The 25169-nt window shown below is 64.1% G+C and carries 22 protein-coding genes; 13 read left to right on the top strand and 9 right to left on the bottom strand.

Annotated features, from left to right (window positions below):
- Nucleotides 1–9: 9 nt before the first annotated feature.
- Nucleotides 10–1479: a ribonuclease G gene (gene rng / locus AB3X96_RS15130; RefSeq protein ID WP_368590349.1), complete on the top strand. Its 1470-nt coding sequence runs from the start codon at nt 10–12 to the stop codon at nt 1477–1479.
- Nucleotides 1480–1877: 398 nt separating this feature from the next.
- Complete coding sequence (locus AB3X96_RS15125; protein ID WP_368590348.1) at nt 1878–2276, top strand: VOC family protein; 399 nt, start codon at nt 1878–1880, stop codon at nt 2274–2276.
- A gap of 18 nt (nt 2277–2294) precedes the next feature.
- Here the strand turns inward: AB3X96_RS15125 and AB3X96_RS15120 are convergent, their stop codons facing one another.
- Nucleotides 2295–3104 (bottom strand): mechanosensitive ion channel family protein, encoded by an 810-nt coding sequence (locus AB3X96_RS15120; protein ID WP_368590347.1) that lies wholly within the window; start codon nt 3102–3104, stop codon nt 2295–2297.
- Between the two features lie 144 nt (nt 3105–3248).
- Nucleotides 3249–3749 carry a GAF domain-containing protein gene (locus AB3X96_RS15115; RefSeq protein WP_176109166.1) on the bottom strand — a complete coding sequence of 167 codons (501 nt, stop codon included), beginning with the start codon at nt 3747–3749 and terminating at the stop codon, nt 3249–3251.
- Between the two features lie 285 nt (nt 3750–4034).
- Between AB3X96_RS15115 and AB3X96_RS15110 the strand changes: the two genes are divergently transcribed.
- Together AB3X96_RS15110 and AB3X96_RS15105 are read left to right on the top strand one after the other, a co-directional pair.
- A complete protein-coding gene (locus AB3X96_RS15110; RefSeq protein WP_246392069.1) occupies nt 4035–4517 on the top strand; it encodes a lysozyme in 483 nt (160 codons plus the stop codon).
- The gene (locus AB3X96_RS15105; protein ID WP_368590346.1) at nt 4514–4951 is read left to right on the top strand and encodes a hypothetical protein; all 438 of its coding nucleotides are present in this window, start codon (nt 4514–4516) and stop codon (nt 4949–4951) included. Before AB3X96_RS15110 ends, AB3X96_RS15105 begins: the two co-directional genes overlap by 4 nt.
- Nucleotides 4952–4988: 37 nt before the next feature.
- On the opposite strand, the gene AB3X96_RS15100 is transcribed toward AB3X96_RS15105, so the two are convergent.
- Nucleotides 4989–5414 carry a molybdopterin-binding protein gene (locus tag AB3X96_RS15100; protein ID WP_176109169.1) on the bottom strand — a complete coding sequence of 142 codons (426 nt, stop codon included), beginning with the start codon at nt 5412–5414 and terminating at the stop codon, nt 4989–4991.
- Nucleotides 5415–5572: 158 nt separating this feature from the next.
- Here AB3X96_RS15100 and AB3X96_RS15095 point away from each other — a divergent pair, with 158 nt between their 5' ends.
- The 5 genes from AB3X96_RS15095 (at nt 5573) to AB3X96_RS15075 (ending at nt 11078) form a co-directional block, all read left to right on the top strand.
- Nucleotides 5573–7135: an SH3 domain-containing protein gene (locus AB3X96_RS15095; RefSeq protein WP_368590345.1), complete on the top strand. Its 1563-nt coding sequence runs from the start codon at nt 5573–5575 to the stop codon at nt 7133–7135.
- A 151-nt stretch (nt 7136–7286) separates the two neighbouring features.
- Entirely contained in the window at nt 7287–7772 is a 486-nt protein-coding gene (locus AB3X96_RS15090) for a VOC family protein (protein ID WP_368590344.1), read from the top strand.
- A gap of 67 nt (nt 7773–7839) precedes the next feature.
- Nucleotides 7840–8313 (top strand): VOC family protein, encoded by a 474-nt coding sequence (locus AB3X96_RS15085; RefSeq protein WP_368590343.1) that lies wholly within the window; start codon nt 7840–7842, stop codon nt 8311–8313.
- Nucleotides 8314–8404: 91 nt separating this feature from the next.
- Nucleotides 8405–9625 (top strand): MFS transporter, encoded by a 1221-nt coding sequence (locus tag AB3X96_RS15080; protein WP_368590342.1) that lies wholly within the window; start codon nt 8405–8407, stop codon nt 9623–9625.
- A gap of 637 nt (nt 9626–10262) precedes the next feature.
- On the top strand, nt 10263–11078 hold the full coding sequence (locus tag AB3X96_RS15075; protein WP_368590341.1) for a FecR family protein: 816 nt from the start codon (nt 10263–10265) through the stop codon (nt 11076–11078).
- A gap of 3 nt (nt 11079–11081) precedes the next feature.
- Here AB3X96_RS15075 and AB3X96_RS15070 read toward each other — a convergent pair whose 3' ends face one another.
- Nucleotides 11082–12014, bottom strand: a complete 933-nt coding sequence (locus AB3X96_RS15070) for a recombination-associated protein RdgC (RefSeq protein WP_176366918.1) — start codon at nt 12012–12014, stop codon at nt 11082–11084.
- A 199-nt stretch (nt 12015–12213) separates the two neighbouring features.
- Between AB3X96_RS15070 and AB3X96_RS15065 the strand changes: the two genes are divergently transcribed.
- Complete coding sequence (locus tag AB3X96_RS15065; RefSeq protein WP_176109174.1) at nt 12214–12540, top strand: hypothetical protein; 327 nt, start codon at nt 12214–12216, stop codon at nt 12538–12540.
- A gap of 67 nt (nt 12541–12607) precedes the next feature.
- On the opposite strand, the gene AB3X96_RS15060 is transcribed toward AB3X96_RS15065, so the two are convergent.
- Nucleotides 12608–13453 carry a glycosyltransferase family 2 protein gene (locus AB3X96_RS15060; protein WP_176109175.1) on the bottom strand — a complete coding sequence of 282 codons (846 nt, stop codon included), beginning with the start codon at nt 13451–13453 and terminating at the stop codon, nt 12608–12610.
- Nucleotides 13454–13743: 290 nt separating this feature from the next.
- On the opposite strand from AB3X96_RS15060, the gene AB3X96_RS15055 reads away from it, so the two are divergent.
- Nucleotides 13744–15045, top strand: coding sequence for an O-antigen ligase family protein (locus AB3X96_RS15055; RefSeq protein WP_368590340.1), 1302 nt, complete (start codon nt 13744–13746; stop codon nt 15043–15045).
- A gap of 45 nt (nt 15046–15090) precedes the next feature.
- On the opposite strand, the gene AB3X96_RS15050 is transcribed toward AB3X96_RS15055, so the two are convergent.
- Nucleotides 15091–16185 carry a glycosyltransferase family 4 protein gene (locus tag AB3X96_RS15050; protein WP_368590339.1) on the bottom strand — a complete coding sequence of 365 codons (1095 nt, stop codon included), beginning with the start codon at nt 16183–16185 and terminating at the stop codon, nt 15091–15093.
- 182 nt (nt 16186–16367) lie between these two features.
- On the opposite strand from AB3X96_RS15050, the gene AB3X96_RS15045 reads away from it, so the two are divergent.
- Complete coding sequence (locus AB3X96_RS15045) at nt 16368–17393, top strand: glycosyltransferase family 2 protein (protein WP_368590338.1); 1026 nt, start codon at nt 16368–16370, stop codon at nt 17391–17393.
- A gap of 48 nt (nt 17394–17441) precedes the next feature.
- On the opposite strand, the gene AB3X96_RS15040 is transcribed toward AB3X96_RS15045, so the two are convergent.
- Nucleotides 17442–18491: a glycosyltransferase family 2 protein gene (locus AB3X96_RS15040; RefSeq protein WP_368590337.1), complete on the bottom strand. Its 1050-nt coding sequence runs from the start codon at nt 18489–18491 to the stop codon at nt 17442–17444.
- A gap of 150 nt (nt 18492–18641) precedes the next feature.
- On the bottom strand, nt 18642–20435 hold the full coding sequence (msbA, locus tag AB3X96_RS15035) for a lipid A export permease/ATP-binding protein MsbA (RefSeq protein ID WP_176109180.1): 1794 nt from the start codon (nt 20433–20435) through the stop codon (nt 18642–18644).
- Nucleotides 20436–20680: 245 nt separating this feature from the next.
- Between msbA and AB3X96_RS15030 the strand changes: the two genes are divergently transcribed.
- Nucleotides 20681–21442: a glycosyltransferase family 2 protein gene (locus AB3X96_RS15030; protein ID WP_368590336.1), complete on the top strand. Its 762-nt coding sequence runs from the start codon at nt 20681–20683 to the stop codon at nt 21440–21442.
- Between the two features lie 58 nt (nt 21443–21500).
- Here the strand turns inward: AB3X96_RS15030 and dnaE are convergent, their stop codons facing one another.
- A complete protein-coding gene (gene dnaE, locus AB3X96_RS15025) occupies nt 21501–25091 on the bottom strand; it encodes a DNA polymerase III subunit alpha (protein ID WP_368590335.1) in 3591 nt (1196 codons plus the stop codon).
- Nucleotides 25092–25169 lie beyond the last annotated feature (78 nt).

The following is a 25169-nucleotide window of genomic DNA, read 5'->3' as shown; positions in this document are numbered from 1 at the left end:
AACAACACCATGAATGAAGAAATCCTGATCAATGTCACGCCGCAGGAAACGCGCGTCGCGCTCGTTCAACAGGGCGCCGTCCAGGAACTTCATGTCGAACGAACGCTGTCGCGCGGGCGCGTCGGCAATGTCTATCTCGGCAAGGTCGTGCGCGTGCTGCCTGGCATGCAATCGGCGTTCATCGACATCGGCCTCGAACGCGCTGCGTTCCTTCACGTCGCCGACATCTGGCATCCGCGCATTGCCGGCGAAGCGCAACATCAAACACCGCATCAGCCGATCGAAAAGATCGTCTTCGAAGGTCAGACGCTGATGGTGCAGGTCGTCAAGGACCCAATCGGCACGAAGGGCGCGCGGCTGTCCACGCAAGTGAGCATCGCCGGGCGCACGCTCGTTTATCTGCCGCAGGAACCGCACATCGGCATCTCGCAGAAGATCGAGAGCGAGGCCGAGCGCGAGGCCGTGCGCGCGCGACTGACCGCCGTGCTGCCCGCCGACGAGAAAGGCGGCTACATCGTGCGTACGATCGCCGAGGATGCGACGAGCGAAGAGCTCGCCGCCGATGTGGCGTATCTGCGCAAGACGTGGGCGACGATTCTGTCGCAGGCGCAGCGCATGCCGCCCACCAGCCTGCTCTACCAGGATCTGAATCTCGCGCAGCGCGTGCTGCGTGATTTCGTCAACGATGAAACGTCGCGCATCCAGGTCGATTCGCGCGAGACGCATCAGATGCTCGCCGATTTCGCGGCCGAGTTCACGCCGGCGGTATCGTCGAAGCTGCATCACTACACCGGCGAGCGGCCGCTATTCGATCTGTACAACATCGAGGCCGAGATTCAGCGCGCGCTGTCGCGTCGCGTGGACCTGAAGTCGGGCGGCTACCTCGTGATCGACCAGACCGAGGCGATGACGACGATCGATGTGAACACCGGCGGTTACGTCGGCGCGCGCAACTTCGACGACACGATCTTCAAGACCAACCTCGAGGCCGCGCATACCATCGCGCGGCAATTGCGGCTGCGCAACCTGGGCGGCGTGATCATCATCGATTTCATCGATATGGAAAACGCCGAGCATCGCGACCAGGTGCTAGGGGAACTGAAGAAAGCGTTGTCGCGCGATCGCACGCGGGTGACCGTCAACGGCTTCTCGCAGCTCGGGCTCGTCGAGATGACACGCAAGCGTACGCGTGAGTCGCTCGCGCATGTGCTGTGCGAACCGTGCCCGGTTTGCCAGGGCAAGGGGCAGGTGAAGACCGCGCGCACGGTGTGCTATGACGTGTTGCGCGAGATTCTGCGCGAGTCACGGCAGTTCAATCCGCGCGAGTTTCGCGTGGTCGCTGCGCAGCAGGTGATCGATCTGTTTCTCGAGGAAGAGTCGCAGCATCTGGCGATGCTGATCGATTTCATCGGCAAGCCGGTGTCGTTGCAGGTGGAGTCGAATTTGAGTCAGGAGCAGTACGATATCGTGCTGATGTAGGTATTGCCCCGGATCAGGCCGGATCATTCATACCGGTCTGGGCGCAGTGCCCGCATCACCTTTTCGATGTTCTTGTCAGCACCCGATTCAGATTCTCGCCTTTAGCGAAATTGATTCGCAAAGCACGGCCATTTCAGCACCACACGACGGCTCGAGAACAAATAACAGGCGAGCTCCAGCCCTCAGTTTCTGGACGTACTCATCACCCTTCTGCTCGCTGAGCGTGGCCCCCTTCGAGTCGTCGCGACTATCGATCCACTGGATCCACATCCGAACCTCCGCGAGCGAAAACGCCCACCGGCATATCCGGCTGATAGTCGAACGCCTGCGCATCGCCAAGCCCTGTTGAAACGAGTCAAAGGTATAAACTCAGCGCAACTTCCAGAGGGAGACATCTAATGCAGCTTCTCGATCACGTATCGATCGGCGTTCCCGACATCGAGGCAGCCCGCCCTTTCTACGACGCCATCATGTCAGCTCTCGGCACGAGCAAAGTCTTCGACCGTCCCACCGCCTTAGGCTACGGCGAGCGTTGCACGATCGACGACACCTCATCGACCTATTTGGCCGTGTATCTCGATCCAAATGAAATAACAGAAAACAAACGTCACTGGTGCTTCAAAGCGCCGTCCTGCGAGCACGTTGATGCATTCTTCAAAGCGGGACTCTCGACCGGCGGCAAATCCGACGGCCAACCTGGCTTGAGGCCCCACTATCACCCCGGCTACTACTCCGCATTTCTGATCGACCCGGCCGGCAATCGCATCGAGGCCGTATGCCATGCCGCGAAACCCTAAACCCGAACCTCTCGAGGCCTAAGCCGCCACCTCACACCCCGCCTGCTCCAGCACAGACTGCGCCCTCTGTTGCAGATCGCCGCCAGCCAACGACGCGTCCGGCGACCTGACCCACGCGGCGATCCTTAACGTCGCGCCGCCATCCGCCGGATAATCCGCAACCGACACTACCGGTGCAAGCGTCGAACCGCTCAGCACACGCGGCTCGTCGGCCACGAGTTTCTGCAGTTGCCCGATCGCCGCATCCACGTCCTTGCGCTGCGCGAGTTCCACGTCGACCTCGATGCGCTGCGTCCCGCCACAACTGTAGTTGATCACCGGACTGCTCCAGATCTGGCTATTCGGCACGAACACGATGTTGCCGTCGCCGCGTTCGATCCGCGTCGTGAAGAGCCCCACCTCGCGGACGATGCCAGCCGCAGCGCCGCTGCCTTCGATCACGTCGCCGACGCGAAACGGTCGCAGCAACAGCAGCATCATGCCGGCCGCGATGTTCTGCAACGTACCTTGCAGCGCGAGGCCGATCGCGAGGCCAGCCGCGCCGAGCACGGCCAATACGCTCGCGGTCGCGATGCCGACTTCACCGAGCGCCGCGATGAAGGCGAGCACGCGCACGGCCCACGTGCCCATCGCGGCGAGCATCGGCGCGAGGGTCGGGTCCGCGCGCGTGCGCGCGAGCGCCTTCGCGAACATCGCGCCAACGCGATTCGACAACCACCAGCCAATCACGACGATCAGCACGGCAATCGCGATATCAACGACGTCGTGTGTCAGCGTGACGAGGAGTGACGGCTGAAGATGAAAGAAACGGTAGAGGGAGTCGTTCATCGTCGGCTTGATTCGCTTGATCGATACCGATGCAGAGCAAGCACGACACGACGGCATCAAGAAGATGCGCTCGAGCGTCTCAAAGATTGAGATGGACGATCTGTGCTTCAATGCTGCGCGTCGCGCTCGGCGCGATTCGCGACGTTACACGCCGCGCGGCAGCGCTGCCTCGATGAACACCGCGCACAACGCTTGCATGCCCTTCGCGTCCTCCTCGTCGAAGCGCGCGATGATCGGGCTATCGACATCCCACACGCCGATCAGCGTACCGTCGGGCGCGACGAGCGGCACGACGATTTCCGATTGCGACGCCGAATCGCACGCGATGTGACCGGGAAACTCGTGCACGTCGCGCACGACCTGGGTCTGACGGGTTTGCGCGGCCGTACCGCAGACGCCCTTGCCGAGTGCAATGCGCACGCACGCGGGCTTGCCCTGGAACGGGCCGACCACCAGTTCGCGGCCGTCGTGAAAGTAAAAGCCGGCCCAGTTCAGATCGCTCAACGAATGAAAGACGAACGACGAGAAGTTCGCGGCGTTGGCGATCCAGTCCGTTTCGCCGGCCAGCAGCGCGCGCGCCTGCGCAACCAGTTCTTCATATTGCGCGGCTTTCGGCAGATGCGAGGTAGAGGAAACTTGGAACATGACGGTGTCCGTGAGCAGAGCGGGAGGGTGAACGGCAAAGTTTAAAGCAAGCGCAATCCCCAAGCGCGGATGTCAAACGCGGCGACACACACCGCGCGTCTATGCTCGCGTCCCCTTCAATTCTCAATTTGCCCTTTTCAGATTCTATCTTAATATTATAAATAACTCATTTCGCATTATTTTAACTCAAACTGATTTTTGCGAGTTCTATTTTGTTATATTACTCACTCCATTCGATCTGCTTTTTTAAGATACTCGATGCCAAACGCAAATTCAGATAAATCCATGAGTGAAGCAGGCTATACCGCCCTTCGTATAAATGAAGGCGTCGTTATGCGCTACTACAACGATGCACCAAAGAATGGTAATTGCACCTGGGGCATCGGCACATTAGCCCACTTCGGTCCGTGTACGGCGGAGGAACTAGCGCGAACGGTTGTTCCCGAAGAGGCAAACACTATCCTGCGAAATCGGGTTCGTGAGGCAGAGGCAGCAGTTAAAACCGTGGTCACGCAGTACGAATTGACTCAGGCACAGTTCGATGCTGCCGTGTCTTTTGCTTATAACTCGTCACGCCAGAACACACGCGACGCGCTAGGTCCCGCAAATACCGGAGACATGACAGCCGTCGCAGAAAAAATGATGCTCAATGTGATGATTACCCCGCGCGATCGCAATGGCCGAAAGATCGGTCCTGCGAAGAGAAGCCGGGGACTAACGAGCCGGCGCCAACGAGAATCCGCACCGTTCCGGCAGTCCGCACAATGACAGGCCACAAGATTTTTGCATATGTGGCTCTCGCACTGACCGCCTCGGCGAGCGTGTGCGCGGCACAAACACCGCACGCGACGATTAATGATTTCGTCGGCAATTGGGTCGTGACCGATGTAGTTGACTACGCCGATATTTCTGGTGGCATCCCCGAAGCAAAAAGGATTCTCGGCATGACGATGACAATTACGCCGCAATCCATGAGCTTCGACAGTGAAACCTGCCAGCCGAACACAGGTTTTACCGTCAAACGAATCGACACGCTTTCGGCGTTGACGAATCAGTTCGGGCTTCGCGTGAATGAAACCGGATTGCCCGCTACAACTGTTGTCGTAGATAGCGACAATTGTTTTGCAGTTTTCCGGATGGACGCTCACAGGATTGTGTTTGGATGGGACGGCATCATCGTTCGCGCGCTGCGGGATAAGTGAGATCTCGTTGAGTACCCGTCCCAAAGGCCTGGGCCTGCTACTGATCGACCCCAATAATCACGCTCGACGCCTTGAAAATCGCCGTCGCCGTCTTGCCGCTCGCGAGGCCAAGACGCTCGACGCTGTCGTTCGTGATGATCGCCGCGATCTGTGCGCCGCCTGCACCGATCGTCACTTCCGAATTGACCGCGCCCTTCGTCACGGCCGCGACGGTCCCTTCGACGCAGTTGCGCGCCGACACCTGGTGCTTCGCGACATCGACCATCACGATCACCGACGATGCCTTCACGAGGGCAAACGCCTGCTTGCCAGCCGCGAGCCCGAGCGATTTCGCGCTGCCGTGCGTGATGATCGCGACGATCTCGAGACCGTCCGACGTGCGCAGCGTGACTTCGTCGTTGACGGCACCGTGCGTGACGTCGGTGATTTCGCCGCTGAACTGATTGCGGGCGCTGGTTTTCATAGCGTGCTCCCTGTCGATTGAAGCGCGTGGCAACGCGCGGGTGGACGGACAAAGCGAGTGTAGCGGATGCCGCGCGCGCCGCCACCAAACATCCAATGCGCCGCGGGTATCGCCGGCACCGTATCATCGTGGCCTTGCACCTCATACGCCGAATCTTTATGCCAGTCGCCGTTCTCTCCGGCCGTGCCTGCCGCACCGCCATGCTATGCGCCGCCGTCACGATGCTCGTCGCGTGCGGCACGCCAACGCCGCCGCATGGCACGCACGCGTTCGTCGATAACGTCACGCTGTTTCCGCTCGCCCATTACGACCAGAACGTCGATCACTGGCTCGATCCGAACAGCCCCGACTACGATCGGCCGTTTCTCAGCGCCGCCGAGCAGCGCGCACACTTCGACGCGCTATTCGCGCGCTACTTCGGCACGGGCGAGAACGCGCCGTCGCCATGGAATCCCGCCTGGGTGAGCGCACGCGTGTTTCGCGAACAGGGCGAGGACATTGCCGCACTGCAACAGCGCCGCATCGACAAGTTCGACAACACCGGCAAGCATGGCGGCGTCATCGGTTACGGCGAAAACTTCCGGCCGCACGACAAGGCGTGGATCGACGCGATCGCGCGCAACATCAACGTCGCGCAGTTCACGCAAGCGCCGGTGTATCAGCCCGAGCGGCGCGCGATCGCGACCGGCAACCTGATGGTGCGCGAACTGCCAACCACCGATCCGTCGTTCTACGACCGTCACCTGGCAGGCGAAGGCTATCCGTTCGACAACCTGCAGATTTCGGCGGTGCGGCCGGGTACGCCGCTCTATGTGCTCGGCGGCAGCGTCGACGGTGCATGGCATTACGTGCAGACGCCCGACGTGCAGGGCTGGGTGCGCAGTGACGGCGTGGCGTTCGCCGACGATCGTTTCATCGATCAATGGCGCACGGCGGCCGGCACGTCGCTGGGCGCGGTGATCGCCGCGTCGGCGGCGGTCAACGACAGCCGCGACGTATTCCGCTTCAACGCGCCGGCCGGGACGATGCTGCCGCTGCTGACGGGTGGCTCGGCATCGCCAGCCGCGACAAGCACCAACGCAGGCGCGCTCCAGCTACTCGTTCCCGCGCGCGACGTCGACGGCCGCGCGCTGATCCGCACCGCGTCGCTCGACACCACGCAGATCACGCCGATGCCGCTCACCGCGACACCGCGCCATCTCGCGATGCTGTTGAAGGCGCTGATCGGCCGGCCGTACGGCTGGGGGAACAGCGGCCTCTACAACGATTGTTCGTCGGAACTGCAAAGCATCTTCGCGGCGTTCGGCGTGTGGCTGCCGCGCCATTCGTCGACGCAGATGAGCGCCGGCCGCATGATCGATCTGTCGGACTCGACGCCCGCCGAGCGGCTCGACTATCTGGCGCGGCATGGCGTGCCGCTGCGCACGCTGATCTACATCGGCGGCCACGTGATGCTGTACCTCGGCAACACGACGCGCAACGGCGCCACGGTCCCGGTCGTCTATCAGGACGTGTGGGGCCTGCGTCCGGCCGACAACAGCCGGCGCGCGGTGATCGGTGGCTCGGTAATCCTGCCGCTCGACGAGCGCATCGCCGAGGACGCGACGCTGCAGTCGCTCGCCGCGACGCGGACGTTCCAGATCAGCATCCTCGGCGCACCGGCCGGCAGCGTGGCGCCGTCGTCCGCGCCGCCTGCGGACGAGGACAATCCGGCGGGGTGAATGACAACGGCGACTCACCCTCGCCCCGGGCCCGAAAAATATTTTTCCCGGAGTGTCGATCCAACGGTCACAAACTCGTCGTAACGTTGAAGACCCAGCTCACGCAGCCGGTCTTTCCACTGAGGAACCGTTACTTCAAGGAGTCACCGTCATGTCCAGCCCCGCAGTCAAACCGATCCCGGAAGGGATGCACTCACTCACGCCGTACCTGATCTGCAAGAACGCCGCCGATGCAATCGCGTTCTACACGAAAGCCTTCAACGCCGTCGAACAGGTCCGTCTGCCGGGCCCCGACGGCAAGGTGATGCACGCGACCCTGAAAATCGGCGACTCGATGCTGATGCTGACCGACGAATGGCCCGAGCACCAAACCTTCGGCCCGAACACGCTGAAGGGCACGCCGGTCACGATTCACCACTACGTACCGGACGTCGACGCAAGTTTCAAACAGGCGGTCGACGCAGGCGCGACCGTCACGATGCCTGTCACCGATATGTTCTGGGGCGACCGCTATGGCCAGGTCAAGGACCCGTTCGGCCACAGCTGGTCGCTCGCGACGCACAAGCGCGACCTTAGCACCGAGGAAATCCAGAAGGCGATGGCCGCGATGGATTGTTCGTCCCAAGAGAAGAAGTGAGCTGAAGGTGGGCGTCGGGCGAACGCACGTCCGGCCCCACCGACACCCGTCCCGAAGGAGCAACGTCATGCAGAAAATCGCGCCGTGCCTGTGGTTCGACGGCAATGCGGAAGAAGCCGCGGAGTTCTACACGTCGGTGTTTCCGACTTCGCGCATCGCCACTACGCTGCAATCCACGGACGCCGGCCCCGGACCGGTGGGCGAGGTCGTCGCCGTCACCTTCGAAATCGAAGGCCAGGAGTTCATGGTGCTGAACGGTGGCCCGCAATATAAATTCACGCCGGCCATCTCGCTGATGGTTCACTGCGACTCGCAGGAAGAGGTCGACCGCTACTGGTCGAAGCTGCTCGACGGCGGCGAGCCGGTGGCCTGCGGCTGGCTGCGGGATCGCTTCGGCGTGTCGTGGCAGATCACGCCCAACGTTCTGCTGCAGATGCTGCGCGATCCGGATCGCGCGAAGGCAAGCCGCGTGATGGCGCAGATGATGAAGATGGTCAAGCTCGATATCGCGCCGCTGGAACAGGCGTATCGCGGCGAGTAGAACCGCGTCGGCAGCGAGCGCCCCGCCTTCCCTCGCTTGCGCGATCTTTTGATAGGATCGGACTCCACCCAAACACGGCGAGACAACCACGGTGCGCGTCAACCATCAGGCGTTCTTCTGTTCGCTGTTCATCGCGCGTCTCGCCGATCAGATCCTGCTCTTTCTGGTGCCGCTCGTCGTCTATCAAACGACGCGCCAGGTTTCATGGTCGGGCCTCGCGTTCTTCATCGAAACGCTGCCGCGCTACCTCGTGTTCCCGTTCTTCGGCGCGCTCTGCGACCGCTTCCCGCCGCTGCGTCTGATGCGGCTGAGCCAGGCAGTGCGCGCACTCGCGTGCTTCGGTGGTATCGCCGCGTATGCGCTGTTCGGCAGCATCGGCTGGCTGATCGCGCTGTCGGCCGCGTGCGGCGTGCTGACGAGCCAGGGGCTCGTCGCGCGCGAGGTGATGCTGCCGCAGATCTTCAGCACGCAGCAGATCCAGAAAGTGCTCGCTTATTCGCAACTGGCCGACCAGCTCGGCTTTGTGCTCGGGCCGATGCTCGCCGCGCTGCTGCTCGGTGTGTGGCGTTGGGAATGGGTGGTCGCCGCGACCGGCGTGCTGTTTCTGTGTGCCGACGCGGCGCTGTTGGTCTGGCAGCGACTCAGCGGTTTTCGCGCGCGCTCGCCCGGGTCCGCTCAATCGCTCGCGCGCGCCGCTCGCTGGAGCACACCGCTGCGCATCGCGCTCAAGCACGTGTGGACGCTGCCGGGCCTGAAAAAGGTCATCATGCTCGCGGCCGCGGAGAATCTCGTCATCGGTGTCACGCTCGCGACATCGGCGGCGATGGTGACGGGCTTGCATGCGCAATCCAATCGCTACTACGCAGTTTTGCAAACGGCCGGCGCGGTCGCCACGGTGCTGGTGCTGCTGACGGTGGCGCGTGCCGGCTGGCCCGCGCGCGTGCTCGGTCTCGTCGCGTTCGTGATGATCTGCGCGGGCGGCGTGATCGCGGGCGCGAGCGCGTCGCCGTGGGGCTATGCGCTCGGCTTTCTGCTGATCGTCGGCTTCGACAAGATGTTCAACGTGTACATCCGCAGCGCGCGTTTGCAGATCATTCCGCCCGAGGACTACGGCAAGACGATCGGCGTCGCGATTTTGCTGAACAATCTGACGCAGCCGCTCGCCGGCCTGCTGGTCGGCGTGTTCTCCGCTCGTACGCAAACGGGCCCACTGATCGTCGCGCTGTCGCTGACGATGGGCGGCATCGGCGCCGCGGTATCGATCGGCTCGGCGCTGCTGCGCCGCAAGCGCGCGTGGGCGCTCGAAGACTGACAGCGCTTCGACACGCGACCATACGCGCAAAGTTACCCACAGTTTTTGTTGGCAAATCTGTGCATAACTTCCCCGAAAAAGCCGCAAGCCTTTGATACGGCTGTCGTTTTTTCGTCTGCATCGAAGGTGCGGCAGCGCACGGAGTTCTACCGTGGTTCATGCTCGAAGGGAAGTCATGATGCATGACAGGTTGCAACGCAACCAGGAACTCGCCCGCGCGCAGGACGGCGATGATCCGTGTGGCCCACGCGGATAGTTTCAGCCGGCTTCACACACCCGTCAGCTAAACCCGGCACACTGTAATGCATGACGAAAAGGTTACGTTCGCTTGCGGCGCAATTAGCCGTATTTCACGGCCAAACATTCATGAAAAAGTAAAGTCACACGCATAGCGCAGTTTTTTTGTATCCGTGACAATGTGTCTGCCTGATCTGCAATTACCGGGTGTGCGTGCGTAACCCCGATGTGAACTCAGGTTCACATTCAACCGGAAATAGCCAATTCAATGGGCATGGATTGTTAAATGTGATTTGCAAAATTCAATTGATAAATCACATCTGTCAATTGCGTTCAGAATGCAGCACATTTAATCAAAATGCTTTGCGAGTCGAATACGGAAAGACAGGCCAATCATGAATTGCGGCGCCAAGCCGGCACCGCGCTACGCGAAGACGCGGGGGTTGTCGGCGTGTCGGCGGGACGGCGACGCGCGCTCAAGGCGCTGTCGTGGCTCGCCATCGCCGCGCCCGCGGGCTGGCTCGCGAGCCGGCCGCCATGGCGCACATGGACCGCCGACTTCCGCACCGCGACCGGCGAACTGCACGACATACTGCTCGCGGATGGCTCCCAGATCACGCTGGGCAGCGCGAGCGCGATCGACGTCGCGTTCGAAGCGAACGTTCGGCGCGTTCATCTGCTTGAAGGGGAAATCATGGTGCGGCCCGTGAGCGATGTCCGCGGCACCGCTGGCACCCGAACGACTCATGCGCCTTTACTCGTGCAAACGGCCGAAGGCGTCGTCGAAGCGCGTGGCACGCAGTTCAGTGTGCAGCAACGCGATGGTTTCACGCGCGTGGCTGCGTTTCGCGGCGACGCGTTGGCGACGCCGGCAGCGACCGCGGCGCTGATGCTGACGCAGGACCAATGGTGCAGGTTCACGCGCGACGGCATCGCGGCGCCGCTCACGCTCGACCCACGCGAGGCGATGTGGACGCGTGGCCTGCTCTACGCGAACGACATGCGTATCGCGGACCTCGTCGATGAACTCGCGCGCTATCACGCCGGCGTGTTGCGCTGTGCCGCCGGCGTCGCCGATCTGCGCGTGTCGGGCATCTATCAGCTCACCGATAGCGACGCGACGCTCGCTCTGCTGCAGCGGATCTACCCGATCCGTCTGCGCTCGATCACGCCTTACTGGACCCTCGTCGAAGCGCTCGACAGCACGAGAATCTGACGCTCAAGCCGCCACGGCCTGCGGCAACGCGAACCCTTGCTCGCCCTGCTCGCCGCCGAGTGCATCGATCAGATCACGCAGCATGCGGTCGAGTTCGGCCGTCATCAGCGCGACGTCGGAATCGAAGCGTTCGTCGTCGTTCTGCGCGGTCGGATCGCTCGCTTCCTTGAGCACGTCGAGCGGCGCGATGCGCTTGATTGTCAACGACGGCGTCAGCACGAACGACACACGATCGTTCCACGTCATCGCCAGCCGCATGCATTGCTTACCTGCCTCGATGTGGCGGCGCATGTCTTCGGCGTCCAGCGCATGTCCGACATAGCGGACCGTCGCGTTGCCCTCGGCGGGCGAACGCAGCTCGGTGTCCTGATCGAGCGTGAAACCCGCCGGCGCATCGCCGTCGAGCAGCCAGCCGGTCATCGCCGCGACCGGCGACTGCGCGACGCGCACCGTCATCAGCGGCAACTGGTCGATCGACTTGACGAGCAGACCGCGCACATCGTCGGCGAGCGCCTGCGAGGCCGCGTCGATCACGAGCCAGCCATTCGTGCAATCGATCCACACGCGCGTATCGCGGCGGATGCTGAACGCGCGCGGGCGCAACTCGTCGGTGACCTGCTCCTTCAGGTCGCGCATCTGCTTGCGGCCCGGCTTGAAGCCCTGCTGCTCCTCGAGCTCGGCCGCGCGCTCGCGCGTGATCTGGGTGACCACCGACGCGGGCAGCAGCTTCTTCTCGGCACGGAACGTCAGCAGCATCTGACCGTTCATCGCGTAGACGAGCGAGTCGCCGTCGCGCGGCGGCGCCCACCCCTGGGCCTGCATCTCGACGCTCTGGCCGGGCGCGAACGCGTACGGCGCGAGCCACTTCTGCATCTGTTCAGGGGTGACGGACCACGGAGCGGGCAGACGGTGCAGTTGAAGGTTTTTGAACCACATGAGCGAAGTCGGATTTAGGCAAAGCGCAGCATTTTATCCGACGAGAACCAGACGGGGCGTTCTGGCCGACGCGATCGTGGATACTGCCGATTTTCAGAAATAAAGCAAAAAATCTTCCAACTACAGGCCCGCGCATCCGCGCGTTTTGGCGGCAAATCACCTAGACTTTTGGACAGGACAGACCTAGACGGAGGCGGTCATGGCCGACCAAACCGCAAGTTGGCAAACGGTGCAATACGAGGGCTTCGAGATACACGTGTCACCTGTTCCGAAGGACCCGCCCGACCCGGCGCATGCCGCCGACGCGGCCACGCAAAAGAGTCGCTACACGTATCTAGGCTACGTCTGTCATCCGGGCGCCAATCCCCAGCTTCCCGGCCATGCGGTGCCGTTTCACGCGGATGGCGAGGAGAGCTTCGCGAGTGTCGACGACGCGCTCTACGAAGCGGTGCACGTGGGACGCAGCATCGTCGACGGCACGCATCCGGACCTGACGGTGCTGCCGCTCGTGACGGGCGGCGTTTGACATCCGCAACGACACCCGCAGCGACACCCGCAGCGCGTCGAGCCACCCGTTTTCGGTTCGACGCCAGTCAGCCCAACGCGCGCTTGATGCGCGACTTCAGCAGCGCCCGGCGCAGCCGGCCGGTGCGCTCCGGCTCGCTGACCGCGAGCGCACCGTCGATGGCGGTGCCGCGGCGCAGGTAATAGCGGTCGAACGTCGCCTGCGTCATCCCCCACTTGTTGAGAAACTGGCGACGGCCGTCGTTCTTCACGATCTTGCCGGTGCTCTTCTGCTGGAAGTGATAGACGAGGCTGTCGCCGACGCCGACGAACACGCGGCAGCCCGCGTCCCACAGCTTCATCGAGAAATCGTTGTCGCTGCTCATGCCGGGGCTCAGTTCGCTGCTGTAGCCGCCCACCTTGAACCACCAGTCGCGATGCACGAGCGTCGGCGGCCACGTCGCGCCGCGCCAGTCGGCACGCACGAGACTGGGCGCGGCAGCGACCAGCTCGTCGGCGCGAAACACCTGGGCATCGCGGCCGAAGTCGCGTACGACCACGCACGGATTGCCCGAATCGACCGGCTCGATCATCGTGCCCGACAACATGAACAGCCTGTCGGCCGGCATCTGCGCGAGACGCTTGACGAGCGCTTCATCCCATCCCGGGCAGCAGTACATGTCGTCGTTCATGTAGACGATGTAGTCCTGCGTCGCGCGCGCCGCCGCGATATTGACCGCGTGGCAGATGCCGATATTGCCGGGCGACGCCGTATGCTCGATGCCCTCGTCGCGCACCCACGCGAGCGTGCCGTCCGAACCGTCGTTGACGTGCACGATGATCTGGTGCGGATACGTCGAATGACGGCGCAGGCTTTTGATCACGAGGCGCAGATAAGGCAGGTTGTTCCAGGTCGGGATGATGATTGAGAACATCGAGTCGGTCCGTTGAGCTGGGCGCGGGGCGCGGCATGCGCCGCGCGCCGGCCATGAATGTCGCGCGATTGTACCGCCCCCCACCTGCGCGCACGACAGCCGCCGCCTGCCGCCGCCACGCCGAATACCGCGGGCCGACGGTACCTTACCGGGTGCGGCAGCAAGCATTCCGCAAGGTAGCGCATGGTTATAATCCGGATCGCTCTGCCGTCTTGAAAACCTCAAATGGTCCGGCGTCCCCTGCAATTTCACCACCGGAACGGTAGTGTGCTCATCGATAACGTAGACCTATGATTTTTGCTACCAGTCTGGTCTGGCTCACGTCGGCCCTGCTGTTTCTCGCGCCCGCGGTCAATCTGATGTGGCGCGGCGGCACCGGCTACTGCTTTTTCGTACTCGTCGCGCTCGCGCTCGGCGCGGCCATCGTCAACCGGCGCATGCCGGGCTATTTCTCCGCGTTGCGCACCTATCGCTGGTTCACGATCGGCATGCTCGCGTTCGTCGTCGGGATCGGCGCGCAGCAGCTGGCGCTCGGCTACTGGCTGCCACGCGAACTCGATTCGGTCGCGCGCTTCGTGTTCGCGCTGCTGGTGTTCCTGCTGCTGCGCCAATTGCCGTCGCGCAATCTGCGCATGATCGGCTGGGGCTGTGCGGCCGGCGCGCTCGCGGTCGGCGCATGGGCGATCATCAATCAGCCGCCCGGCGGCTGGACCGATGCGAACCGCCTGAACAACTCGTACACGAACGCGATTCCGTTCGGCGATACCGCGCTGCTGCTCGCGTTCCTGTCGGTATTCACGCTCGGCTGGGACAATCCGCGCGACTGGCGCGTGCTCGTGCCGCGCGTGCTCGCGCTGGTGTCGGGCGGCTATGCGTCGTTTCTGTCGGGCTCGCGCGGCGGCTGGCTCGCGGTGCCGGTGTTCGTCGTGCTGCTCGGCATGCAGTACCACTGGTTCACGCGGAAAAAGCGCCTGCTGGTCGCGACGCTCGTGATCGTGATCGGCGCGGGGGGGCTGTTGTCGACCGAACGGGTCCAGAAGCGCTTCGCCGAAGTGCCGAACGATGTATCGATGATGCACAAGGGCGAAGACTTCACGGCCACCGGTCTGCGCCTGCAACTGTGGAACGCATCGCGGATGATCGTCGAGCGGCATCCGCTGTGGGGCGTCGGCAAGGGCCATCTGGTCAACGAGCTCGGCGCGATGGCCAAGCGCGGCGAGGTGAAGGCCGAGATCGTCAACGAACGCGCGCATAGCGACTTCTTCTCGACATTGGCCGAGATGGGCGCGGTCGGCGTGATCTGCCTGCTGCTGTTCTACTACGGCATGACGGTGTATTTCTGGCGACACCGGCATGCGAGCGACCCGGCGATTCGCGCCGCGTCGTATTCCGGTCTCGCGGTCGCGTCGAGCACGGTGATCTTCGGGCTCACGATCGACGTGCTGGTGCCGGTCATGGTGACGGTACTGCTCGCGCTGCTGGTAGCGACACTGCTGGCGATGATCGATGCACGCAAGCGCGAGCTGCGCAGCGAAGCGCCGGCCGCGCCGACGCCAGCCGCGCTCGTGCGCGAGACGCAGCCGCGCGATTGATTCCGATTCGATGAGAAGCGGCTGCCCGAGCGCGGAGCGCCGCCCTCATCCTCGCGTGAACACCTCGTAAAGCGCCGCGACGTGCGCGTCGACGCTCGGGTCGTACACGAGGCTGTCGCGCGGTGCCGCGATGCGCGCGGCGCCGCTCTTCACGCGTTCGACCGCGTGCCCGATCGCGCGCTCGAAACTGCCCTCGGACTGCCGCGAAAACTCGATCTTCGCGGCGCCGGTCACGGTCTCCGCCGAGCCGACGTTGTCGGCGATCACGAGCGGCGTGCCGCACATCACCGACTCCACACCGACGAGCCCGAACGGCTCGTACGCCGACGCGACGACCGTGAAATCGGCGGCCGCGAACAGCTTTTCGATCTCTTTGCTGTAACCCGCGTAACGAATTGTGTCGCCAGTTTTGGGCACCGGGCGGCCCGCGACGACGAGACAGACCGGCAGCGTCGTGCCCGAGAAAAACGCTTCGAGCAACGGATAGCCCTTGCGCTCGTGACTCGTCGACGAGAACACGAACATCACGCGATCGTCGGGCACGCCGAGCTGGCGGCGTACGGCCGCGCGCGCGGCGGCGTCGAGCGGCTTGAAGCGGGCGGTGTCGACGGGCGGATAGAGCACGTCGATGCGCGCTGCCGGCACGTGATAGAAACGCTGCAACTCGCGGCTCATCAATTGCGAATGCGCGACGATCGCGCGCGCCCGCGTGTAGACGCGCCGCTCGAGCTCGATTTGCCATTCGTCGCTGCGGCGCGCGGTGCGGCCCGCGGCTTCGAGCGAACCCGGATGCGTTCCGCCGCACAATGCGACGTCGGCATGCGTCGAGTGATTGATCGAGAACACGCACGCCGGACGATGCCGCTTCAAACGCTGCTTCAGACGCCAGTCGAACGCGAGGTTGCGCAGCTTGCGCGGCGCCCAGCGCACGTTGAGCGGCTGGGCATCGATCCACGCGGCCTCGGGAAGCGCCTGATCGATCTCGCGCGCGAACAGCGTCGGGCGCAGACCGAGCCGATGCAGGCCGGCGATCACGTCGCGCGTGTAGCGCTCGGCGCCGCCGCTGTTCTTCAGCGCCTGGGCGGTCAGCGCGATGTCGGTGAGGGGCCGCTGGTTCGGGTCGAGGGTCGGCTCTGACAAGGATCGGTCTCGGTGAGGCGCACGCGCGGACGAGTCCTTGGGTGCGCAGTTTCGGGGCAGCGGCAATTGTAAAGGATGGATTTCGCCGGGTTCAGCTCGCGGGGGCTCGGGTTTGCCGTGCGCGTCGCGCGGCGCGGCCGTCAGCGGCTAGAATCTAGGCCAATCGCTTTCTCCCCGACTCCATGACCGATAGCCTGGCGCACCTCGCACCCCCTGCAACCGCCGACACGGCCCGCCCCCTCGTCTCGATGCTCGTGATCGCCTACAACCAGTCAGAGCAGATCGGCGACGCCGTGCGCAGCGCGCTCGCGCAAACCTACGAGCCGCTCGAAATCATCGTCTCCGACGACGCGTCCCGCGACGCGACCTACGCCGCGATCGAAGCGGCGCTCGCCGGCTACAGCGGGCCGCATCGCGTGATCGCGCGGCGCAATATGGTGAACCAGGGCATCAGCGCGCACCTGTCGCAACTCGCGCAGTTGGCGCAGGGCGAGTTGCTGTTCGTCGCTGCCGGCGACGACATGTCGGCGCCCGAGCGCTGCGAGCGCGTCGTCGACTGCTGGCTCGCGCATGGGCGCCGCCCCGACCTGATCGCGACCGATCTCGCCGACATGGACGAAACGGGTCACGTGCACGAGCGCGTGAGCCCGACCGAGCTCGACCGCTATCGCAGCTTCGACGACTGGCTCGTCGAGCGTCCGTGGCTGATCGGCGCCGCGCACACGTGGTCGCGACGCCTGATCGAGCGCTTCGGGCCGATGCTGCCGGGCGCCGCGGCGGAGGATCAGATCATGGTGCTGCGCGCGATCCTGTCGGGCGGCGCGATCAGTCTGCGCGAGCCGCTGGTGCGCTACCGGCGCGGCGGACTCTCGCGCAAGCGTCGCTACCAGTCGGTCGACGAGTTGATCGCGCGGATGCGGCAGAGCAATCGCTACGGACTCGCGGAACTTGCGCAGCTGCAGCGCGACGCCCAGATCGCCGGCGTCGGCGAACGCATGCGCGCGGCGATGGCGCCGAAGCTCGCGCGCGAGCAGTTCATCCATGCGATGTTCGAAGCGCGCAGCCTGGGCGAACGCATCGGCCTCGTGACGCGCAGCGCCGGCGTAAAGCTCGGGCTGCGGATTCGGATGTTTCTGTATGCGAGTTGCCCGGTGGTCTATGCTCCGGGCATCTGGCTCAAGCGCGTCGTGCGGAGCAGAAAGGCCTGAAGACGTGGGTGAGTTCTGACCGCGCTTGGCGACTCGACGCGACGCGGCTCACGAAACTCGGCGCGACGCGCCCCGCCGCTGCCGCAAGCGTCGCGCGAGACTCGGCCTTCGCAGTTCGACGCCGAAGCTCAGCACACTCGCGCGCAAGCGCCGCAGCATCTTCACCGAGCGCACGAAGGTCTCGCCGGTGTGACTGATCATCACGAACTCGAACGCGCCGCGCCAACTCGCGACACCACGCGAAAACGCGTACATGTCGTGACGCGCATGGACGGGCAGCTCGGCGCCGAAGCGGCGCGTGAACACCCGCACCTGATCCGCGATGGCTTCGATCTGCCGCCGCCGGCTCGCGCCGCGCCGCCGTGCCGCCTCGGCGCCGCATTCGTCACGCACCGCGCGCTCGTTGGTCGCGCTCGCGCCGACCGCGTTGCCGTCATGCTGCCGATACTTCAGATGCGGCGCCGCGACGTGGCGAATCTCGCCGAACGACGCAACCACCATCGCGAGCCACCAGTCGTGCATCACGATGCCGGGCGGGAACGGCAGTGCGCGATCGAGCGCCGCGCGGTTGACGAGCATCGCGCAGCCGGGCACATGGTTGCTCAGCAAAAAATCGCGCAAGCGCGTCGCGCAGCGCGATTTCGCGGTGATATCGAACAGCGAGCGCGACAGACGGCACAGCGTCGAGTCGACGAGCTCGATGTCGCAGAACGCGAGCGCCGGCGTGGCGGCGCCGTCGCCCGCGCTTTCCGCGCGCCGCACCTCCCGCATCAGATCGGCGACTTTCTCGGGCGCCCAGACGTCGTCCTGGTCGGCAAGCGCAATGTAGTCGCCGCGGCAGCCGGCGAGCGCACGCTCGAAATTGCCGACGATGCCCGCCCGCGTGCCATCGCCGACGAGCCGCACCGGCACGCGTCCCCTATACGACGCGAGCAGTTCGCGGGTGCCGTCGCAGGATGCGTCGTCGGATACCACGACTTCGAGATGCGGCCAGCTCTGCGCTTCGAGCGAAGCCAGCAGCTCGGGCAGATAAGTGCGGCCGTTGTACGTCGCGAGCGCGATGGAGACGAGCGGCTTGCTCGGATCGTCGTCAAACATAGGCAGTCGATTTCCGCCAGGCGGACCGTGATTGCCCGCCAGCATGCGATGAGCGCCGAAAAAGCGCAATAAATTGAGACTTAAACGCAACACCGGCCCAGATAATGGGCCGGATAGGCGAATGAGCGGTTGGGGCCGCAATGTGCCGGATCAAACCGGGCTTTGCTGGAACTGGATCCGATGCAGATGCGCGTACAGGCCGTCGTGCTCGAGCAGCTCGCGATGGCTGCCACGCTCGACGATCCGGCCCGCTTCCATCACGAGGATGCGGTCGGCGCGCTCGATGGTCGACAGCCGGTGCGCGATCACGAGCGTCGTGCGGCCCTTCATCAGCGTTTCGAGCGCCGCCTGCACGTGGCGCTCGGATTCGGAATCGAGCGCCGACGTCGCTTCGTCGAGAATCAGGATCGGCGCGTCCTTGTAGATCGCGCGCGCGATCGCGAGACGCTGGCGCTGGCCGCCCGACAGCATCATGCCGTTGTCGCCGACGAGCGTCTCGATGCCCTGCGGCATCGCCTGCACGGTGTCCCACAGGTTCGCCGCACGCAACGCCGCCTTGACCTTCTCCGCATCGACCTCCTGACCGTACGCGACGTTGTGCGCGATCGTGTCGTTGAACAGCACGACGTCCTGGCTCACCATCGCGATCTGGCTGCGCAGCGCGTGCAGGTCGTACTCGGGCAGCGCGACGCCGTCGACCAGAATCGCGCCGCCGGTCGGATCGAAGAAGCGCGGCAGCAGGTTCACGAGTGTGGTCTTGCCGCTGCCCGACGGACCCGCAAGCGCGACCATCTCGCCCGGGGCGACCTTGAACGACACCTGGTCGAGCGTGTGACGGTTGTGCGTGGAGCTGGTGCCGTAGTTGAACGACACGTCGCGGAACTCGACCTCGCCGCGCGCGCGGGCAAGGGGCCTGCCGCCGCCCTTCGGCTCGGCCGGCTCGTCGATCAGACCGAAGATCAGCTCGGCCGCGGTCATACCACGCTGCAACGGCTGGTTCACGTCCATCAGATGCTTGAGCGGCGAGATGATCAGCAGCATCGACGTGACGAACGCGACGAAGCCGCCGACCGTCGTCTGATCCGATGACGACTGCACCACCGCGATCGTGATCACGACCGCGAGCGCGATCGACGCGAGGAACTGCGTCAACGGCTGCGCGAGGCCGCCGGATACCGTCATGCGCATCGCGTAGCCGCGCAGGCGCCGGCTCATCGAGTTGAAGCGGTCCATCTCGTACTGCTCGCCGTTATGCACCTTGACGACCTTGTAGCCGCCCACCGTCTCCTCGACGATGTACGACAGCTCGTTGGTGAGCAGCTGATGCTCGCGGTTCAGGCGCCGCAGCCGGCGATTGATCTTGCCGACCAGCCAGCCGATGCCCGGCAGCAGCACCGCGACGATCAACGTCAGGCGCCAGTTCAGATAGAACAGATAGCCGAGCAGAAAGATCACCGTCAGCGAGTCGCGCACGAGCGTGACCATCACGCTCAGCAGCACGTTCAGAATCTGGTTGACCTCGAAGACGATCGCGTTGATCACCGTGCTCGCGGTTTCGCGCTGGAAGAACGCGACGCTCGTGTGGATCATCCGGTCGAACATCTTCAGACGCAGCTCGAGCAGGATCTTGTTCGACACGTACGCGAGCAGATAGCCGGACGCATACTGCGACACGCCGCGAATCAGCGCGAGGCCGATCACCGCGATCGGCACGAGCCACTTGGTCTTGTCGACCGCGTGCGAGCCGAAGCCCTTGTCGAGCAGTGGCTTGAGCAGCGCGGGAATGGCGGCGTCGGTGCCGGCGCTCACTGCCATCGCGACGATCGCGCCGAGCACGACCCACAGCAGCGGCTTGATGAATGGCCACAGGCGCCGCAGGACGACGGCCGGCGACGACGCATCGCCTGAACCCATGGGTTTGCTTAACGTTGGCTTCGCGCTCAAGGAATCCTCTGGAAATGCGGAACGGCGAGCACGCGGCGCAGGGTTGGGTGGCCGCGTGGAATATCAAAAAAGAGCATTGTAATCGGTTGCAGATGACGGCCGGCGCTCGACGCGCGACGGCATGCACGCAACACCTTGGCCGATACACGCTGTGGTGCAGGGCCGGATGGGATGTGTATACTCGCTGCTCGATTGCCGGGTCGCGGGGCCCCGCTCCGTCACTTCGTCCTCCACGCAACTCAGGTATGCAAGAAACCACTCTTGGCGTTGCCATCATCACCCGGAACGCGGCGGCGCGGCTCGCCGAATGCCTGCAGGCCGTGGCCTTCGCCGACCAGATCGTCGTGATCGACGGCGGCAGCACCGACGGCACCGCGGACATCGCCCGCGCGCACGGCGCGCGTGTCATCGAGCAAACGGACTGGCCGGGCTTCGGCCCGCAAAAGAACCGTGCGGTCGATGCACTGACCACCAACTGGGTCCTGTCGCTCGACGCCGACGAAATCGTCACGCCGGAACTTGCCGCATCGATTCGCGCGACGCTCGCCGCGCCCGCCGCCGACGTCTACGCGGTGGACCGTCTGTCGAGCTTCTGCGGCCAATGGGTCCATCACAGCGGCTGGTATCCGGACTGGATTCCGCGCCTTTTCAAACGCGGCACCGCGCGTTTCTCCGACGATCTCGTGCACGAGCGCCTCGTGTTCGATACGCCCGCGCAACGCCTGACCGGCAAGCTGATGCACTACTCGTACGAGGACTTCGAGGGCATGCTGCGCAAGCTCGACGCGTATTCAACGGCCGGAGCGCGGCAGCGTTACGAGGCCGGGCAGAAAGGCAGCATTCGCCTTGCGATCGGGCGCGGCCTGTGGGCGTTCGTACGGACTTATCTGCTGCGGCGCGGTTTTCTGGATGGCCGCGCCGGGCTGATGATCGCGCTGTTCAATGCGGAGACGGTGTACTACCGGTTTCTGAAGCTGGCGCGGCTGGAAAAAACGGGCGGGCGATAAGCTGAGCTCTGATTAGCCGGTACACGCGGCACCGGCCGATCCACACCGCCTACCTCGCTCAATACACGATCTCGATCGAGCTTCCCGCAAACTCGCCGCGCAGCGCGGCGAGCAGTTCGTCGGTCGGCTTCACGCGCCACGCGTCGCCCAGACGCATTTCGCCTTGCGCATGCTCGCTGCGATAAACCACCTGCACCGCGAGTCCATTCGGAATCTGCACCGCCTGACGCTGACGACCGCCATCGCCGCCGAAGCCGCCACGGCCGCCGCCATTGCCGCCGCCGTTGCCACCGCCGTTGCCACGAGTGGCGGCCGCCGACGCGGCTGCCCCGGCCGGCTCGTCCTTGCCGGCGGTGTGCGCTTCGAGCACCCGGCGCAATGCCTGCGCGTCAGCGTTGCCGTTCATCTGCACCTTCAGCGAGTCCGCGTAGCGGCAGCGCGCGCGGCCGAGATCCATCACCGTTTCGACGGTGAAGCGGATGCCGCCCGTGAACGCGTCGTTACGCGCCTGGCCCTGCACGATCAGCAGCTCGTCTTCCTTGAACAGCTGCTTGTGTTCTTCGAAGACCTCGTTGAAGACCGTCACTTCGCACTGGCCGGTGCCGTCGTCGAGCAGCGCGATCAGCATCTTGCCGCGCTGGGTCATCTGCGTGCGCAGCGACACGATCACGCCCGCAACCAGCTTGTCGCGCCCTTCCTTCAGCTCGCCGATCTTCTGGCGCACGAACCGGCGCACTTCGTCCTTGTATGCATCGAACAGATGGCCCGACAGGTAGAAACCGAGCGCGGCCTTTTCTTCCTGCAGCTTGCGCTTTTCCGGCCATTCGGGTTCGTCGACGAGTTCGTGGCCTTGCGACGGCGCGTCGCCCATGTCGAACAGACCCGCCTGCAGCGCATTGGCCGCCGCCTGCTCGGCCGCTTCCATCGCGAGCGACACCGATGCGATCAGCTGCGCGCGGTTCGCATGCAGCGTGTCGAACGCGCCGGCGCGAATCAGTGCTTCGATCGTGCGTCGATTGACGATGCGCCGATCGACGCGATTGCAGAAATCGAAGATGTCGATGAAGCGGCCGTCCTCGCGCGCGCGCAGGATTTCTTCGATCGCGTTCTGGCCGCTGCCCTTGATTGCGCCGAGACCATAACGGATCGTGCGCGAGCGCTTGCCGTCGGCCTCGGCGACCGGCTCGAAGCGATACGCCGACAGGTTCACGTCCGGCGGCAGCACGGCCATCTTGTTCGCGAGGCAGTCTTCGAACAGGATCTTGACCTTGTCCGTGTCGTCCATCGCGAGCGACATGTTGGCCGCCATGAATTCGGCCGGATGGTGCGCCTTCAGCCACGCGGTGTAGTAGGCGAGCAGCGCATACGCAGCCGCGTGCGACTTGTTGAAGCCGTAGCCCGCGAACTTCTCCATCAGGTCGAAGATTTCGTCGGACTTCTCGCGTGTGAGGCCGTTCCTGGCCGCGCCTTCCGCGAAAATCTCGCGGTGCTGGGCCATCTCCTCGGGCTTTTTCTTACCCATCGCGCGACGCAGCAGGTCGGCGCCGCCCAGCGAGTAACCGCCGATGATCTGCGCCATCTGCATCACCTGCTCCTGGTAGACCATGATGCCGTAGGTCTCTTTCAGAACAGGTTCGACGCGCGGGTCCGGATATTCCACCACCTCGCGGCCGTGCTTACGTGCGCAGAAGCTCGGGATTAGGTCCATCGGACCCGGGCGGTACAACGCGACGAGCGCGATGATGTCCTCGAAGCGATCGGGCTGCGCGTCCTTCAGCATGCCCTGCATGCCGCGGCTTTCCAGCTGGAACACGGCGACCGTGTTCGCTTTCTTCAGGATCGAGAACGACGCGGGGTCGTCGAGCGGCACCTGGCCGAGCGACCAGTCCTGCTTCGACGGATCGAGGCGGCGGATGTAGCGCTCGGCCCAATCCAGAATGGTCAGCGTGGTCAGGCCCAGAAAGTCGAACTTCACGAGGCCGACCGCCTCGACGTCGTCCTTGTCGTACTGGCTGACGACGCCGCTGTCGTCGCCCTGCGTATAGAGCGGGCAGAAATCGGTCAGCTTGCCGGGCGCGATCAGCACGCCGCCCGCGTGCATACCGACGTTACGCGTCAAGCCCTCTACGCGCTGCGCGAGTTCGAGCAGCTGGTGCACTTCGTCTTCGTTGTCGAAGCGCTCCTGCAATAGCGGCTCTTCCTTCATCGCGTCGGCGATGGTCACGTGCTTGCCCGGCTTGAACGGGATCAGCTTCGCGACGCCGTCCGTGAACATGTAGCCGAGATCGAGCACGCGGCCGATGTCGCGCACGGCCGCCTTTGCCGCCATCGTGCCGAACGTCGCGATCTGCGACACCGCGTTCGCGCCGTACTTTTCCTTCACGTACTGGATCACACGATCGCGGCCGTGCTGGCAGAAGTCGATATCGAAGTCGGGCATCGACACCCGCTCCGGATTCAGGAAACGTTCGAACAGCAGGTTGTAGCGCAGCGGATCGAGATCGGTCACACCGAGCGCATAGGCGACCAGCGAACCCGCGCCCGAACCGCGGCCAGGACCGACCGGCACGCCGTTGTTCTTTGCCCAGTTGATGAAGTCTGCAACGATCAGGAAGTAGCCCGGAAAGCCCATCTTGATGATCGTGCCGCACTCGAATTCGAGGCGCTGGTAGTAGGTCGGGCGTTGCGCTTCGCGCTCGGCCTCGTCCGGATACAGCTGTTCGAGCCGCTTTTCGAGGCCCTCCTTCGACAGCTGCACCAGGTAGTCGTCGAGCGACATGCCGTCGGGCGTCGGAAAGAGCGGCAGCTTCGGCTTGCCGAGTTCGAGCTTCAGATTGCAGCGCTTGGCGATCTGCACCGTGTTCGCGAGCGCCGAAGGAATGTCCGCGAACAGCGTGGCCATTTCCTGTTGCGTGCGGAAATACTGCTCGGACGTGAAGCGCTTCTGGCGACGCGGATTCGCGAGAATATCGCCTTCGGAAATACACACGCGCGCTTCGTGCGCGGTGAAGTCGTCCGGCGTCATGAACTGCATCGGGTGCGTCGCGACGACCGGCAGTTTCAGCGATGCCGCGAGCGCGACCGCCTGCTGCACGTACTGCTCGCCGCCAGGCTGACCGTAGCGCTGCAGCTCGATATAAAAGCCGCCCGGAAACACCTTCGCCCAATGCCGTGCATTGCGCTTTGCCGCCTCTTCATTGCCCGCCGCCAACGCAAGACCGATGTCGCCCTGCTGCGCGCCCGACAGCGCGAGCAGCCCTTCGCCCAAACCGGTTTCGAGCCAGCCGGCTTCGATTTCCGCGCGGCCGCGATACTGGTTCGTCAGCGAGGCCTTGCTGAGCAATTCGCAAAGGTTGAGGTAACCGCGGCGGTCCTTGACCAGCAGCAGCAGACGGGAAGGCTTGTCGCGGTCGTCCGGATTGGTGATCCAGACGTCGCAGCCGGCAATGGGTTTGACTCCTTTGCCACGCGCTTCCTTGTAGAAACGGACGAGGCCGAACGCGTTGCCGAGGTCGGTGAGCGCAAGCGCGCCCTGACCGTCTTTGGCCGCCGCCGCGACGATGTCGTCGAGACGCACGATGCCGTCGGCGATCGAGAATTCGGAGTGAACGCGGAGATGGACGAAGCGGGGATCTGACATGGGCGACATTGTAACCCCACCCTTCCGCAGATTTCAGTTCTAAACGGCGCGTTGGCCATCCGGCCAGGACGAGGTCGGCGAGAGGGT

Origin of the sequence: Paraburkholderia sp. BR13439, from assembly GCF_040948805.1 — a bacterium.
GTDB lineage: Bacteria > Pseudomonadota > Gammaproteobacteria > Burkholderiales > Burkholderiaceae > Paraburkholderia > Paraburkholderia youngii.
The sequence above is the reverse complement of the archived record's forward strand: the minus strand, read 5'-3'. Positions and strand labels throughout refer to the sequence as shown.